Genomic DNA, 12,833 nt, shown 5'->3' on the forward strand with positions numbered 1-12,833 from the left:
CCCAGCCGGGGCATCAGCGATGACGCGCAGACCTTCCGGGTCGGCCACGGCAGCAACCGGGTCAACGAGGCTTCGGCCGGGTGGGGTGGAGAGTCGACGACCCCGGGCGAAGCCGCCTGGAGCCTGTCGTTCTCGACGAGCACCCGCTTCATGGCCACCGGCGGGCAGGACCCAGAGCCGTACGAGTTCACGCCGGTCTGGTCGTTCACCGGCGACGTGGTGGTGCAGGGATCGGAGATCACGGGGGTGAATCTGCGGACCGGTGCGCTGATCACCCGGCCGGTCACCTACACGCTCAACAACGTGAAGGGCGAGTGCACGGGGCAGTCGACCTACGTCAACGTCGGCCGCGGCCGGGGCGTCTGATGGCAGACCAGAGTGAGCAGGCTGCCCTGGAGGTCGCTGAGGCCACCCGCGTGATGGGTGAGCACCTTCAGGCCGCGATCAGCGTCGCGGAAGGGCTGGAGACTCCCGAGCAGCAGGCGCAGGCGCTCCAGGCGCTGTTCGAGATGGTGGAGCGGCTGTCCTACCGGCAGCAGGTCGTCCGGCTGCGGGCAGCAGCGTTCCAGCGGCTGCTGGACAAGGGCCTCTCCTACACGGAAGCCGCGGGGATCGTCGGCCTCACCAAGGGCGGCTTCCAGTCGGCGCTGACGCGGGCGAGCAGGCAGCCCCGGCAGTCCTGACGGACGCTCACCCGGCCTACGAATGCAGAAGGGGCGCTCACCGAGTCGGTGGGCGCCCCTTCTGCTGCGGTGCGAGTCAGACGAGAACGCGGTCGCCCTCAGGCTGGAGGGTGAGGACGGTGGGGTCGAGCAGGTCGACCAGGTGGGCGAGGTCGTACTCGGCCTGCAACCGGTCGAGGGCCTCGTCGGTCGGCTCGCCGTAGAAAGCGGTCAGGTCATCGAGGCCGAGGTCGGCGATGGAGACATCGCGGAGTCGAGTACCGCAGGAGCAGCCCATGGCCACGACCGTCCAACTGCGCTCCAGCCAGCAGCGAACCTCCCGCCCATCCGCCTGGTAGGGCACAAAGACCAGGTAGTGGTGGGTCACCGGTACTGCTCCAGCCGACGCGGGTCGAAGGAGGGCAGGCCCGGACCGACCCGGATCGAGATCCGGGTAGACGAGAGGCCGTACCAGAGTTCCAGCAGTTCCAGAGCGGTCCGCTCGATCGGGTCGCTGTCCTCGGGCGACGCCTGGGCCGCTCCGCCGAGGATGCCGGTGAGCGTGTCCCAGCACTCCTGGCACCCCTCTCCACCACGTCCCGGTTCATGGTCCTGTCCGGCGATGTACCAGTGGGCGAGCGCGACCGGATCACCCACGGGGCGCAGCGGCAGAAGTGCGGTGATGCGGGCCAGCGACTGGTCGCTCATGGGCACCTCGATTCCTGGTGGCCCCTGGCGGACGCACCATGATCATTGTCGGTCAGGGTGCTGACGTTTTTGATCAAAGGCGAGGGCGTCTCCCCCGTTAGTGCAACAGGTGTGGATGGCGCGGTTGGTCTGGTGGACGGGTAGGGGTGGATGCCGGTGGGCCAGGGATTCCGTGGGATGCCGGGAACGGTGGGCCGAGCGCGCGTGGGATCGGCGTCTGCGACTCGAAGCCGGAAGTCCGGGAGACCGGTGGTACGCGGTTCCTAGGTCGGATGGCATCTAGGTCCCGAGGTCCCGAGGTCCCGAGGTCCCGAGGTCCCGAGGTCCCGAGGTCCCGAGGTCCCGAGGTCCCGAGGTCCCGAGGTCCCGAGGTCCCGAGGTCCCGAGGTCCCGAGGTCCCGAGGTCCCGAGGTCCCGAGGTCCCGAGGTCCCGAGGTCCGGCGGTCAGCAGCCGACCGGGTTCATCTCCTGGGACCCGAGGCAGTCCGGCCCGTGCTGGAGGCCGGTGGTTGCCGTGAACCCCGCGGCCTGGATCTGTGGGAGGACCACCGACTGATAGAGGCCCGTCAGCGTCGCCGCGATGATCACGGTCCCGAGGATGCTGACGACGAGACCGCTGAGGCTCGCCAGTCCACGCTCGGAGCGCCTGAACGCGCTGCGGAGAGCCTGGAGACCACGAGGCGGGGTGAGTGCCTGCGCTCGTGGTCTCCAGCGCGCTCCTGAGGGCGCTGAGGAGGTTGTGGTGGGTGAACATGGAGATTGTGGCTCCCTGTTCTGATGGTGATTTGTTGTCTGGATTGGATGTCTGCTAATCGGTCAGATGCCTGGGTGTGGTGGTGGCATCTAGGCCGCAGGGACGGCGTGCCGGTCAACCAGCGGCACGTCTGGCCTGGATCTCCTCGATCTGGCTGACGATCACTCGGACCCACGGCCGCGGTGAGACCTGCGGAAGTCCAGGCTCATCCGGCAACGGCGTCTCCAGGCCCGCCAGCCACGTGGCCGGTACATAGTCTGGGACGAACGGTGCCTGCCCGGGACGGACGCTGCCCGTCGCCCTCCCCGCAGCGTTCACGCAAGCGGGACAGGGCATGTCGCTGGGGATCGGGTCGAGGCCCCGCGCCTGCGCTCGGATCGTGCCCGCGATGTCGATCGGGGCACGCCCTGTCCCCCGACACCAGCCACAGGGGACGACGCCGGGGTTCGGCGGGCGGCTGTGGCCACGCTGACGCGGCCGAGCCGTGCTGGTGGTCCTCGCGGTCAGGGTGGCGCTCATCGACATCTCCTCTACACGTTCTGATGGCTGCTGGTGGACTGGAAGGCTGGGTCTATCGGGCCGTGTCGTAGGGGTGGGCTAGCACCCAGCGCATCCGCTGGGTGCTGCCGGTGAGGGCGGCCTCGCGGGCGGCTGCTGCGGCGCGGTGGTCCTCGGGGTGCCGGTCAAGTTCAGCGGCAGTGGCCAGGAGCGCGGTGCGGTAGAGCGCGCGGGTTGTGGTGCTCATGTCAGGTAGGTCCTCTCGGGTCGTGGTGGTCACCAGGCGCGGACGATGACGCCGGTGTCGGGGTGCAGGTCTGCGTCGAAGCCCTGGCGGCGGAGTTCGATCAAGGCGGCCACGGTGTTGCCGCCTGAGGTGGTGGTGACATGCCAGCCCTCAGGGGTGGCTGCCGCGGTGACGTGGCCGCCGCTGACGCCGAGGCGCCGGTTGACCGCGCCTTGGGCGACCTTCGCGATGCATGCCATCTCGGTGGCCGGGTCGATGAGGGGCTGACTGGGGAGAAGAGGCTTGTTCATGGGTCTGACTCCATTCGGTATGTGTTCTGTTGGTGATTCAGACTTTTAGTGGCGTGCTCTTTGGTTTTCTGAAGGGAAGGGGAGGGACTGCACTCGACAGCGCCGCAGGAGCGCAGCGACGAGGACGGTGGCGAGAGGGTCGAGCGCAGCGAGACGTTGGCGGGTTACCGGTTGCCCCGGGTTCCCGGTCGACGCCTCAGTGCGCCGTGTACTCGCAGGTGAACGGGTCTTGGGACCACACCTTGGTGGACGTCCGGGGGTGGTCGGGGCTTGTCGCGGCCCGGCCGGTGATGCTCATGTCGGCCGGGTCCATGGCGACCTGAGAGCAGTCGCGGAACACGTGGACGTCCTGGGTGAACGTGCTGGCGAAGAAGGCCGCTGCGGCCGCCACGAGGACGACCGCGATGGTCTTCAGGCGGCTCATGCGCGGGCTGGTGGTCGAGGTGGTCGGGGTGCTGGTGGTCGAGGTGGTCGGGGTGCTGGTGGTCGAGGTGGTCGGGGTGCTGGTGGTCGAGGTGGTCGGGGTGCTGGTGGTCGAGGTGGTCGGGGTGCTGGTGGTGTTCACGGTGTGCTCCGTTCTGGGGTGGTGACCCTGACTGGTGAAAGGGTCCCTTTACATTTCTCTAACGGTGTCGGACACGCGGTGGCCGGTCTGATGGGCAAATAGTGTGTGATCTAGACCACATTGCGCTCCAAATGGCCAAGCGCGCCGACCACCGGCCAGCCGACACCCTCGGCCGCCACCCGACGCCACCGCGTCACACGCGCTACGAGGCAGCAGGAGCACGGTTCCTAGGACACCCGGACAACCGGACCCCTAGCCCGCCACGGCCGTCAGGCGCGCTCCCAGGACAGCCACCAAGTCGACAAAAAAAGATGGTCAGGACCGAACAGTTGGCGTGTCGGCCTACCGAGACACTCAGGGAGAGCAATACGTTTACGGCAACTAGCCCATCGACGGAGGAGGTAGGTGTCATGACCGAGCAGCAGCCGGTTCTTCCCGGCACCGAGACCATCCACCAGCCGCGGAAGCGCAAGGGCGGACGCCCTCGCCAGCCCGAGGCCATCGCACTCACCGAGGTGCTCGCGTTCCGCGTCACCAAGGCCGAGCGCGCACGGCTGAAGGCAGAAGCCGACGCGGCCGGGATCGCAGTGGGGGAGTACCTCCGTCAGCGATCACTCGCCGACGCCAGTTGACCCGACCCGTTAGCGAAGGGACGTATCGCCCTCACGCGCAACAACTCCACACAAGCACTTCGCCGCAACCCGCGGCAGCCCCGGCCTTCTGAGGACTGACAACCCCCAGAAACGCCGAAAGCCGGTCCCTGGCAGGACCGGCTCCGGGTGGTGCATCAACACGAGCAGACGAGGACCTGCAACGTGTCTAGAACGACGCTTCTGAGTGTCGGCCGACTAGGGCCACCTGGTCAAGCCGACACAGCCACTACTACCCCAGATTATCGGCACGCTCACACGCCGACTGATACTCCCGGGGCGCTTCCGGCACGCCGGATGACCCCGCGCGCTCCCGGAGACGGCAACCGCGAGGCCGCCGAGATCCGCCAGGAGTTGGAGCGGTTCCGTCCGCGCTACCTGCCCGAGTCGGCCGCCATGCCCGGCGCCGCGCTCTGGAGCGTGCTCACCTCCGGCGACCTCTCCGGCCGCTACCGAACGCGCTACGGCGCCTTCCAGGGCATCATCACCGGCCTCGTCAGCGCAGGCTGGCCGCTGGCCGCGATCACACGCGCCCTAGACGACAACCGCGGACCCGGAACACCCGGAGAGTGGTGGCACGCACCGAAGCAGGCTCGCAGCCAGCGGGTGCTGGAAAACGCCTACAACAACGCTGTCGAGCGCGTGCGCCGAAACCCGGCCGACTCCTCCCTCGCACAGCACGTCGATCCCGAGCACGACGACCGCGTGCACGCGCTCCTGGACCTCCTGGAGGCCGCAGTCGTCACTGACGGCAGTCGCGCCGCAGCCGACCGGCTCCTTCCGGGTGGCTCAACCTCCGCGGTCCCATGCCGCATCACCGCGCTCGCTCTAGCCGCGCTCGCTCGCCAGCACGCCGCAAAGTTGAGCCTGAGCGAAGACCGGCTGTCGGTGCTCCTCGTCGCCTCCGGCCGCGACATCGCAGCACTCACCAACACGTCGCAGCACGCGGCGAGCAGCCACCTCCGCACCCTCACCGGCCGTACAGCCGTCCTGGAACCCGGAAGCCGCCGCAGCGCAGGTGCCCCCACTGGACAAAGCAAGAGGAGGGCTAGCGCCTACGTGCCGACCTTGATCCACCTCCACCAGCAGGGACACGGGACCGACGCGCACACCTACCGACTCACCGTCACCCCGCTGCTAACAGGTGGGGTGGAAGTTCCCCTCTCACAGGTCTCTCCCCCAGAGGTAGTGAGTGCGGAACTTCCACCCCTCTCACAGGCCTTCGCTGCTCCTCTCCGGGAAGTGCTCGCTCACGACGCGTTCGCCGACCACCTCCCGGACAACCTCGCCACAACTACTGGCCGCCGCGGAGCCGAAGGGCTGGGGCGCTCCCGCGCTCTCATCCTCGCGACCGTGGCCGCTAACCCCGACGGCCTCACCCCGAAGCAACTCGCGGTCGTCACCGGGACCACCGACAAGGCAGTTCGACTCAACCTCGATGGCCTCGGCTTGGACCCAGACCGGAACGGGAACGAGGGCTTGGGGCTGATCGAGCGCGACCTGACGACCGGGCTGGTGACCTTGAACGCGGTCAGCGTCGACGCGCTCCTGGATCGCCTGGAGGAGATCGCCATGGAGCACGGCACCTATGGCGCCTTGGCCCACCGGGATGCGCTTCACGCTGCTGAGCGGGCTGCGAACGCCTCCTTCTGGGACCTGGCATCCCGGCTGGGTGATGTGAAGAAGGCAGCCCGCGTCGTTCGGGCGGAGAAGGATGCCGAGCGCGCTGCTCAGCGAGCCGCTGAGGAGGCTCAGGTCGCCGTCGCGGTGGAATCCCTACCCGACACCCTGGCTGACCTACTGGACAGCCCACAGGCGTTCAGCGGCGCCTGCGTCGAGTGCGGCATGCCCACGTCGAGCGTCGACATCGACGACCAGCGACGACACCCCGGCTGCCTGCCCGGCGCTGGGGACGGTGCCTTCGTCACTGCGGCCGCGATCTACGGCTTCCCTGCCTTGTCCGAGCGCGACCTAGACCAGGCGTCTTGACCCACTGAGTGCGGAACTTCCACCCCCAACGCCAGCAACACCCCGCGACACGTCACTCACCTCTCGCCGAGCGAGCCGAGGACGGCATACCGTTCTGATGGGGATTGGTGAACTGGAGGTTGGGTTCACTAACCCATACGACTGGAGGCAAGAACGTGGCCGGACGCGTGATCACCGTCGGGAATCACAAGGGGGGTGTCTCCAAGACCTCGCTCGTGGCCAACATCGCCGCCGATTCGGTTCGTCGCGGGTGCCGCACCCTTGTGGTGGACATGGACGCCCAGGCGAACCTGTCGGAACTGCTCATGGGGCACGATTTCCAGCCCGAGACCACGACCAGCGACCTGCTGGCCAGTCCGGACATCGAGGCCGGGGATGCGGCTGAGGCGATCGTCTCGACGCAGTGGCATGGCATCGACCTGATCCCGGCTGAGAGTGACCTGGAGAACCGGGAAGCCGAGAACGGCGCCGAGCCTGGGGTCGCCCGGCGGCTGGCCACGAGCCTGGAGGGCCTCCGGGACCGCTACGACCTGGTGCTCATTGACACCCCGCCGCGGATCAGCCTGGAACTCACCTCGGCGCTGCTGGCCTCTGATGGGGTGCTGATCGTGGCTGAGCCGGACGCGGACGCACGCAAGGGCGCTCGCCGGGTGATGGGCGCGGTGGAGGCTGCTGCTGCCGGGTTCGACCACAAGGTCGCCGTCTACGGGGTCCTGCTCACCAAGATGGATCAGCGGTTGGTCAGTCACGCGACCGAGCGCGCGCAGTTCCTTCAGGCGTTCGGTGACCTCATGTGGCGGGACAGCATCCGCGACCGCGCCGCCTGGCGGACAGCCAAGTCCGAGCGCGTGCCGGTGTTCGGACTCCGGCGCCGGGACACCGGCTCTCACGAGGCTGAGGGGGACCTGGTGCGGGTGGTCGACGAGTTGTTCGTCCGGGCTGGTGTGCAGCCCAGCATCCCGACGACAGTTGAGGGGGCCTGAGATGGCACTGGCGAAGAGGGAGAAGCGCACCGCGGTCGAGCGGATGGCTGCGCAGGACAAGGCAGCGGCAGAGGTCATCTCCCTCGTCCCGCCGGTCCTGCGGATAGAGCCAGTGCCGGTGGAGGTAGTGCCGCCTCCGTCTCCGGCTCCTGTCCCGGCTCCCGCTGCTCGGGCGGTAGAACCGGTCGAGGACGAGCAGACCGTCCAACCGGCCAAGCAGCAGTCGAAGGAGACGCGGAAGCCCCGCACGCATCGGGACGATCGCCCAGGCAGCGACGCGCTATCTGCGCTCGGCCTCCCCAGCCGCGCCGTTCGAGCACTCACCACCGCAGGCATCACCGTCGAGCGGCTCCGCCTCCTGCCGGACCTCGAACTCGCCGCCGTGCCGGGCTTGGGCGCGGACATGCTCATCGCGGTCCGCTCGGTCATCCCCGTACCGCCACCACGGTCCAGGACCGATGACGGACCGGCCGTGGACCTGGCTGCCGCCCAGGAGAAGCAGCAGGCGATCCTGCGGGCACTCCGCCAGCAGCGCCGCGCCCAGACCAAGACGCTTCCGCAGGGCCGCCCTGGTAGCCACGCCAAGCCCAACCTGCGACGCAAGACGACGGTGCACCTGGTCACCACCGCTGAGGCCGCCGAGATCCTCACCGCGGTCTGGATGGCCTACCGGAACTCCTATGCCGAGCATCACCGCGGCCAGGACCGCAGCACCCCGTGGGCGCTCACCAAGAGCAACACCGCGTGCGGTGCCCTCGCTTACGCCCTCGACCATGCTGAGGACTGGATCCTCGACAGCCAGAACGACGGCCGCATCGAGCCGGGGGCGCTCACCGGCGTTGAGACCGAGAAGGTGGGGCTGCTCCTGCCCACCGTCCTCCTGGAGCGCCTGTCCGCGGTCATGGAGGACTGGCAGGACCGCTACGTCGACCACCGGCAAGCCGCCGCGGCGAAGGCTGGACTGCGAGCAGGCCGGTACCGGCTCACCCGAGAGCCAGTCCTGCGAGCAGCGCTCGCGTTCTCACTCCAGACCCCCGAGGCATGGGTCCTGTCCTGCCCGAACGACGACCGGCACGCACCGCTCGCGGCTGGGGACCGGCGGACTGAACCGGCATCGTGGGTGCGTCAGACCAGCCTCCCGGCTGAGGTCTGACCACCGGAAAGAGTGAGCCGGAAGAGACCCAAAAAGGAACAGTTCTGGTGGTGATTTGCCGATCTATGTAGTGAGGGCGGATCGGAACGATCCGTCTCACCACCACGAAAGGCCCCGCCACCATGCGCTCTTACCGGACCATCCGTGCCGCCACTCTGACCGCGATCGCGACCGGGCTGGTGCTCACTGCGTGCACCGGCACGGCCGGGCCGCTCTTCTCCGACGAGATCGCCAACGGGGGGAGCGCCTGCGTCGGCTCCACCTGCGACGCCCCCCTCATCGACCCGGCCCTCGCTTCGGGCGGCTGGGCCTCGATCGGGAAGACCCCGCTCGCCGGTGGGGTCGTTCCCCTGGGACCGGGGGCTGTCTCGGGCAGCCTCAGCACCGACCCGACCGTCGAGCAGGACGGTCTGTCCCCGGAGGTCCTGGCGCAGTTCGTGCCGGTGCTCGTCGAGGGCCTCCGCACGCCCTGGGACCCCAACAACCCGCGCGTCGGCGTAATCGCTGGAGGCGTCTACGGCGGCGCGATGCGCCCGGGCGTCAACGACCTGTTCGCTCCGCTGCCGCTCGGCGGCTGGAAGTGGGTCGACGACCTCTACTCGGCGCCGGTCCGCATCGAGACGATCGAGAAGGTCAGCGACTTCCCGCAGGCCCGCATCACCCTCAGCGCGGACCTGCCCCTCATCAACCTGGCTGACGGGTCCCGGGCGGTCATGCCGGTCCAGCGGACCGTCGAGGTGACCTTGATGGAGGACTGGATCCTCGACTGGAACCGCAGCAGCGACACCCTCGGCCGTCTGGTCCCCGTGAAGACGCCCCCGGCGCTCCAGATCCACGGCTCGGGCGGCGGCAGCATCGGCGACACCGAGACCGCCTAGCGGCACACAGACCGCGGTGGCTGTGTGCTCGGTGATGGCTGTGGTGGCGTCCCCGAACCGCGTCATCGCTGCGAGCCGGAGGCCGTTCCTCCCTGTTCTGGCCTCCGGCTCGCCCCTACCACCGGGTGACACCACCACCCGCCTCCACCACACCACGACGTCGAGCCGCGACGCTGACGGCGACCACCACAGGGAGACCACCACATGAGCACGAGCACCGGACCCCGCGTCATCGGCAGCGAGGGCCTCTACGCGCGAGAACTGGCCCTCCAGGCGCGCACCCGCCAGATCGGCTTCCGGCTGCTCGCCGTCCTCACGCCCGTCCTCGCGCCTGCCGCTGCTGGTGTTCTGCTCCTCGGGCTGATCCCCCAGGTGACCGGCTGGACCAAGACCGGCGTCATCGCCGGGCTGGTCCTGGTGGCCGCCGCAGCGCCGCGCTACTTCACCGGGAAGGCCGCGGCCCTGGACAAGGGCCGCGGGCAGGCCACCGTCGGTGCCGACGCTGAGCAGATGGTCGTGGCAGCCCTACGGGACAACAGCGACATTGCCTACGTCCTCAACGGGCGGCAGTTGTCGCGGACGAGCCGTGAAGATGTCGATCAAATCCTGCTCTTGAAGTCAGGCGCTGTCTGCCTAGTAGAGACCAAGCAGAGGTCTGGGGTGGTCGCGGTCGTTGGTGGTCGCCTTGTCTCTGGGAAGGCGCAGCGGCCGTTCCACGGGGACCCGCTGGCGCAGGTGACGCGCGGGGCGAGGAACGTGGAGCAGACCCTCGGGGCGCTCCCGGTCGCACCTGTCCACCGGATCATCTGCGTCGCCAAGGCCAGCAACCGCGAGGTGTTCGAGCAGGACGGCATCCGGATCTGCTCCGCGCGCACGCTGAACGCTGCGCTCGCTGGGCTGGCACCGACCGTGCCCGCGGACAAGGTGGGCACCGCCAAGGTGCTCCTCAACCGACGCTGAGCAGACCGTCCAACGCGCCTAGAAGAGCGCGTGCTGGACCGGCATCCGCTCAATCTTCCGCAGGTGCTTCTCCCGGATCGCGATCGCCTCCGCCTCCCGCTCCTCCTCCGTCAGCGGAAGCCGGGACATCCCACCCCGGCCACCACCCACACCGCGACCGATTGCTGTTCTGGCCGCCAGGCTGGCGTGCAGCAGGTTCGTCGTCTGGCTGCCAAGCACCAGGTGGCTTCCCCCGGGAGCCAGGCAGTAGCCGTGGTCGCACAGATGCATCACGAACAGGCCGCGGGGGATTGGTCCCCACAGGTGCTCCCACAGCGCCCGGGACGCCTGGACCGGCTGGCCGACCTCGGGGTCGTGGATGATCGCGCGTCCCTTGCTCAGCGCTCCCAGCCACGGGCGGCACCCCAGCGGGCCTTCCTCGAACGGGCTGACCTTGTTCAGCAGCCGCTGGGGATCGACACCGCTCATGGTGTCGTCCTACCAGGCGCTACGGACACCGCGCTTGGAGCCTTCCGCCCCGATGACCGGCGGTGGCTGCCGCACTCCGGCAGTTCAGCGCGGTCAGTACCTCCTGAGGGCAGGGACCTGCCTCTGGTCTCTGCGGAGAGCAGAGGCAGGCGTCTTCGTCTCTGGTCGCCGCGGAGACCAGAGACGAAGACGCGGCTGCACCGACCAGGCGCGTGAGCGCGGTCTGTCAGACCCTGGTGCCAGACTCATGTGGGTACCGGGAAACTCCTATTCTCGGAAGTTAGATTTAACCGCTGCTGATCATGCTCGCTGAGCGCCTGGAGGACCGCGTGACCGTGCTTGACACCTCGGCCGGTGAGCCGGGGGCGCTGGCGGTCCCGGTGGCCACCCCGGCGGCGCTGCTGGCCGCCGACACCACCTCGGTCGGTGGCTACGTCGCTCAGGCCAAGGCCGCCAGCACGCGGGAGACCTACGCCAAGGACCTGCGCGGGTGGGCGTCTTGGTGCACGAGCCGGGGCATCTCGGCCGCGCTGCCCGCTGATCCGCTCGACGTGGCCCGCCATCTCGCCGCGATGGCCGACGACGGCCGCAGCCCCAAGTACGTCGCCCGCCGCCTGGCCGCGCTCAACGCCGCGCACCGCGAGGCGGGCCTATCGCTGCCCGGGGACAGCGAAGGGGTGCGGCAGACGCTGCGCGGCATCCGCCGCTCAGCGGTGCAGGAGCGTGGCTACGTTCCCAAGCGCGCCCGGGCGCTGAGCACCGATCGGGTGCGCGCCCTTGTGGCCGATTTGCCCGACGGGCTGGCCGGGACCCGGGACCGGGCGATGATCCTGCTCGGGTTCGCTCTCGGCCTGCGCGCGTCGGACCTGTGCTGGCTGCGGATCGAGGACTTCACCGAGGTCGACCGCGGCCTCGATGTCCTCCTGCGGCACAGCAAGACCGACCAGCAGGGCCATGGCGTCACGCTGCCGCTCGCTGAGGGCGTCTACGAGGCCACCGATCCAGTGCGCGCGGTCCAGGCGCTGCGGGCAGCGCTGGCCGAGCGCGGCTACGACCGCGGGCCGCTGTTCCGGTCAGTGCACCGGGGCCGCAACGAGGCCCTCGGCCGCAAAGGGCTGACCACCCGCAGCGTCAGCCTGATCCTGGAGCGCGCTGCCGCCCGAGCCGGAGTCTCCACCGAGGGACTGTCCAGCCACTCCCTGCGCCGCGGCATGGCCACCACCGCCTTCGCCCGCGGCGAGGTCGACGAGGCGTCGATCATGCGCTCGGGCCGCTGGAGCAGCCTGATCGTGCGCCAGTACAACGAGGTGGACCGCTGGCGCACCCCGGCTTCTGGCGGACTTGGCCTGTAGTTGACCGCCCGCAGATGCGCTTCAACCGATCGCAAACACGCACGTAAGTTGCGATTGACTGCGTCGAGTTGGCATCGTAAAGTCATCGCTGTCAGCGATTAACTTACGAAGGGCAGTGGCGTGGAGAAGCACGAGATCCGCGAGACGTTGGCTCTGGTCCGCCAGATGCAGGTGCTCGCCAAGGATGTCGAGGCCCGGCTGAGCCTGGCCCTGGGCGAGGAGATCGACACGGCGGGAGCGCGGCTGGACTCCCGCGAAACACTGCGGGTCGAGCGCTTCGGTGAGGTCGCCCACCGGCACCTGAAGGCGATCGAGGACAACGGCCGGATGACCCTCGGCGAGTCCCTGGCCATCCGCAGGCAGATGTTCGGCGACAAGGTGCAGTCCACGGCCAACCTCTTCGGGACCGCTGAGAGCGGCGCGCTGTTCTACCGGAAGACGCCCTACGGGAAGACCCGCCACGACTCCGACGAGATCGCCCTCACCGAGGAGGGCGAGCGCATCGCCCGGCTGTGGCGGGACGCGCACGGCGCGGACGCGGCGAACTGACGACGCGAAGGCGCCCGCACAGTCGACTCGTGGGGCCATCCACCCTTCGGGCATGCTGCTAGGGAGCAGGACCGGTGAACGAGGCCGGAGGCGATAGTCGCGCCTCCGGCCCCGCCCCCCTGTTGCG

At 69.0% G+C, this 12,833-nt stretch carries 18 protein-coding genes; 11 read left to right on the plus strand and 7 right to left on the minus strand.

Features of this window, described 5'->3' with window-relative positions; translation table 11 throughout:
- Positions 1-366 (plus strand): hypothetical protein (locus tag G5C62_RS14000; RefSeq protein ID WP_164701467.1); only part of this gene is annotated, 366 nt, incomplete at its 5' end.
- The gene (locus G5C62_RS14005; RefSeq protein ID WP_164701468.1) at positions 366-683 is read left to right on the plus strand and encodes a sigma-70 family RNA polymerase sigma factor; all 318 of its coding nucleotides are present in this window, start codon (positions 366-368) and stop codon (positions 681-683) included. The genes G5C62_RS14000 and G5C62_RS14005, both read left to right, overlap by 1 nt.
- 76 nt (positions 684-759) lie before the next feature.
- Here the strand turns inward: G5C62_RS14005 and G5C62_RS14010 are convergent, their stop codons facing one another.
- The 6 genes from G5C62_RS14010 to G5C62_RS14035 all read right to left on the minus strand — a co-directional run bounded on the left by G5C62_RS14010 (position 760) and on the right by G5C62_RS14035 (position 3,583).
- The gene (locus G5C62_RS14010; protein ID WP_164701469.1) at positions 760-1,050 is read right to left on the minus strand and encodes a hypothetical protein; all 291 of its coding nucleotides are present in this window, start codon (positions 1,048-1,050) and stop codon (positions 760-762) included.
- Positions 1,047-1,370 carry a hypothetical protein gene (locus G5C62_RS14015; protein WP_164701470.1) on the minus strand — a complete coding sequence of 108 codons (324 nt, stop codon included), beginning with the start codon at positions 1,368-1,370 and terminating at the stop codon, positions 1,047-1,049. Before G5C62_RS14015 ends, G5C62_RS14010 begins: the two co-directional genes overlap by 4 nt.
- Positions 1,371-1,814: 444 nt before the next feature.
- Complete coding sequence (locus G5C62_RS14020; RefSeq protein WP_164701471.1) at positions 1,815-1,958, minus strand: hypothetical protein; 144 nt, start codon at positions 1,956-1,958, stop codon at positions 1,815-1,817.
- Between the two features lie 737 nt (positions 1,959-2,695).
- On the minus strand, positions 2,696-2,869 hold the full coding sequence (locus G5C62_RS14025; protein WP_164701472.1) for a hypothetical protein: 174 nt from the start codon (positions 2,867-2,869) through the stop codon (positions 2,696-2,698).
- A 29-nt stretch (positions 2,870-2,898) separates the two neighbouring features.
- Positions 2,899-3,159, minus strand: coding sequence for a hypothetical protein (locus tag G5C62_RS14030; RefSeq protein WP_164701473.1), 261 nt, complete (start codon positions 3,157-3,159; stop codon positions 2,899-2,901).
- Positions 3,160-3,355: 196 nt separating this feature from the next.
- The gene (locus tag G5C62_RS14035; RefSeq protein WP_164701474.1) at positions 3,356-3,583 is read right to left on the minus strand and encodes a hypothetical protein; all 228 of its coding nucleotides are present in this window, start codon (positions 3,581-3,583) and stop codon (positions 3,356-3,358) included.
- Between G5C62_RS14035 and G5C62_RS14040 the strand changes: the two genes are divergently transcribed.
- From G5C62_RS14040 to G5C62_RS14070, 7 genes are all read left to right on the plus strand, one after another.
- Positions 3,564-3,749, plus strand: coding sequence for a hypothetical protein (locus G5C62_RS14040; RefSeq protein ID WP_164701475.1), 186 nt, complete (start codon positions 3,564-3,566; stop codon positions 3,747-3,749). The two genes, G5C62_RS14035 and G5C62_RS14040, sit on opposite strands and share 20 nt — an antisense overlap.
- A gap of 385 nt (positions 3,750-4,134) precedes the next feature.
- On the plus strand, positions 4,135-4,356 hold the full coding sequence (locus G5C62_RS14045) for a plasmid mobilization protein (protein WP_164701476.1): 222 nt from the start codon (positions 4,135-4,137) through the stop codon (positions 4,354-4,356).
- A 315-nt stretch (positions 4,357-4,671) separates the two neighbouring features.
- On the plus strand, positions 4,672-6,363 hold the full coding sequence (locus tag G5C62_RS14050) for a hypothetical protein (protein WP_164701477.1): 1,692 nt from the start codon (positions 4,672-4,674) through the stop codon (positions 6,361-6,363).
- A 155-nt stretch (positions 6,364-6,518) separates the two neighbouring features.
- Positions 6,519-7,346, plus strand: a complete 828-nt coding sequence (locus G5C62_RS14055; protein WP_164701478.1) for a ParA family protein — start codon at positions 6,519-6,521, stop codon at positions 7,344-7,346.
- 472 nt (positions 7,347-7,818) lie between these two features.
- Positions 7,819-8,499: a hypothetical protein gene (locus tag G5C62_RS14060; protein ID WP_164701479.1), complete on the plus strand. Its 681-nt coding sequence runs from the start codon at positions 7,819-7,821 to the stop codon at positions 8,497-8,499.
- 122 nt (positions 8,500-8,621) lie between these two features.
- Positions 8,622-9,377, plus strand: a complete 756-nt coding sequence (locus G5C62_RS14065; RefSeq protein WP_164701480.1) for a hypothetical protein — start codon at positions 8,622-8,624, stop codon at positions 9,375-9,377.
- A gap of 204 nt (positions 9,378-9,581) precedes the next feature.
- Positions 9,582-10,337 carry a nuclease-related domain-containing protein gene (locus G5C62_RS14070; RefSeq protein WP_164701481.1) on the plus strand — a complete coding sequence of 252 codons (756 nt, stop codon included), beginning with the start codon at positions 9,582-9,584 and terminating at the stop codon, positions 10,335-10,337.
- Positions 10,338-10,355: 18 nt separating this feature from the next.
- Here the strand turns inward: G5C62_RS14070 and G5C62_RS14075 are convergent, their stop codons facing one another.
- Positions 10,356-10,805 (minus strand): hypothetical protein, encoded by a 450-nt coding sequence (locus G5C62_RS14075; protein WP_164701482.1) that lies wholly within the window; start codon positions 10,803-10,805, stop codon positions 10,356-10,358.
- Between the two features lie 329 nt (positions 10,806-11,134).
- Between G5C62_RS14075 and G5C62_RS14080 the strand changes: the two genes are divergently transcribed.
- Together G5C62_RS14080 and G5C62_RS14085 are read left to right on the plus strand one after the other, a co-directional pair.
- The gene (locus tag G5C62_RS14080) at positions 11,135-12,157 is read left to right on the plus strand and encodes a site-specific integrase (protein WP_241175892.1); all 1,023 of its coding nucleotides are present in this window, start codon (positions 11,135-11,137) and stop codon (positions 12,155-12,157) included.
- A 120-nt stretch (positions 12,158-12,277) separates the two neighbouring features.
- A complete protein-coding gene (locus tag G5C62_RS14085; RefSeq protein ID WP_164701484.1) occupies positions 12,278-12,706 on the plus strand; it encodes a hypothetical protein in 429 nt (142 codons plus the stop codon).
- Positions 12,707-12,833: the final 127 nt, after the last annotated feature.

It is taken from the genome of Modestobacter sp. KNN46-3, from assembly GCF_011039295.1.

Excerpts from the sequence above, each read along its gene's own strand:
- G5C62_RS14005 (WP_164701468.1), top strand. The coding sequence starts at position 366 with ATGGCAGACCAGAGTGAGCAGGCTGCCCTGGAGGTCGCTGAGGCCACC.
- G5C62_RS14015 (WP_164701470.1), bottom strand. The coding sequence starts at position 1,370 with ATGAGCGACCAGTCGCTGGCCCGCATCACCGCACTTCTGCCGCTGCGC.
- G5C62_RS14025 (WP_164701472.1), bottom strand. The coding sequence starts at position 2,869 with ATGAGCACCACAACCCGCGCGCTCTACCGCACCGCGCTCCTGGCCACT.
- G5C62_RS14030 (WP_164701473.1), bottom strand. The coding sequence starts at position 3,159 with ATGAACAAGCCTCTTCTCCCCAGTCAGCCCCTCATCGACCCGGCCACC.
- G5C62_RS14040 (WP_164701475.1), top strand. The coding sequence starts at position 3,564 with ATGGTCTTCAGGCGGCTCATGCGCGGGCTGGTGGTCGAGGTGGTCGGG.
- G5C62_RS14035 (WP_164701474.1), bottom strand. The coding sequence starts at position 3,583 with ATGAGCCGCCTGAAGACCATCGCGGTCGTCCTCGTGGCGGCCGCAGCG.
- G5C62_RS14045 (WP_164701476.1), top strand. The coding sequence starts at position 4,135 with ATGACCGAGCAGCAGCCGGTTCTTCCCGGCACCGAGACCATCCACCAG.
- G5C62_RS14050 (WP_164701477.1), top strand. The coding sequence starts at position 4,672 with ATGACCCCGCGCGCTCCCGGAGACGGCAACCGCGAGGCCGCCGAGATC.
- G5C62_RS14065 (WP_164701480.1), top strand. The coding sequence starts at position 8,622 with ATGCGCTCTTACCGGACCATCCGTGCCGCCACTCTGACCGCGATCGCG.
- G5C62_RS14070 (WP_164701481.1), top strand. The coding sequence starts at position 9,582 with ATGAGCACGAGCACCGGACCCCGCGTCATCGGCAGCGAGGGCCTCTAC.
- G5C62_RS14075 (WP_164701482.1), bottom strand. The coding sequence starts at position 10,805 with ATGAGCGGTGTCGATCCCCAGCGGCTGCTGAACAAGGTCAGCCCGTTC.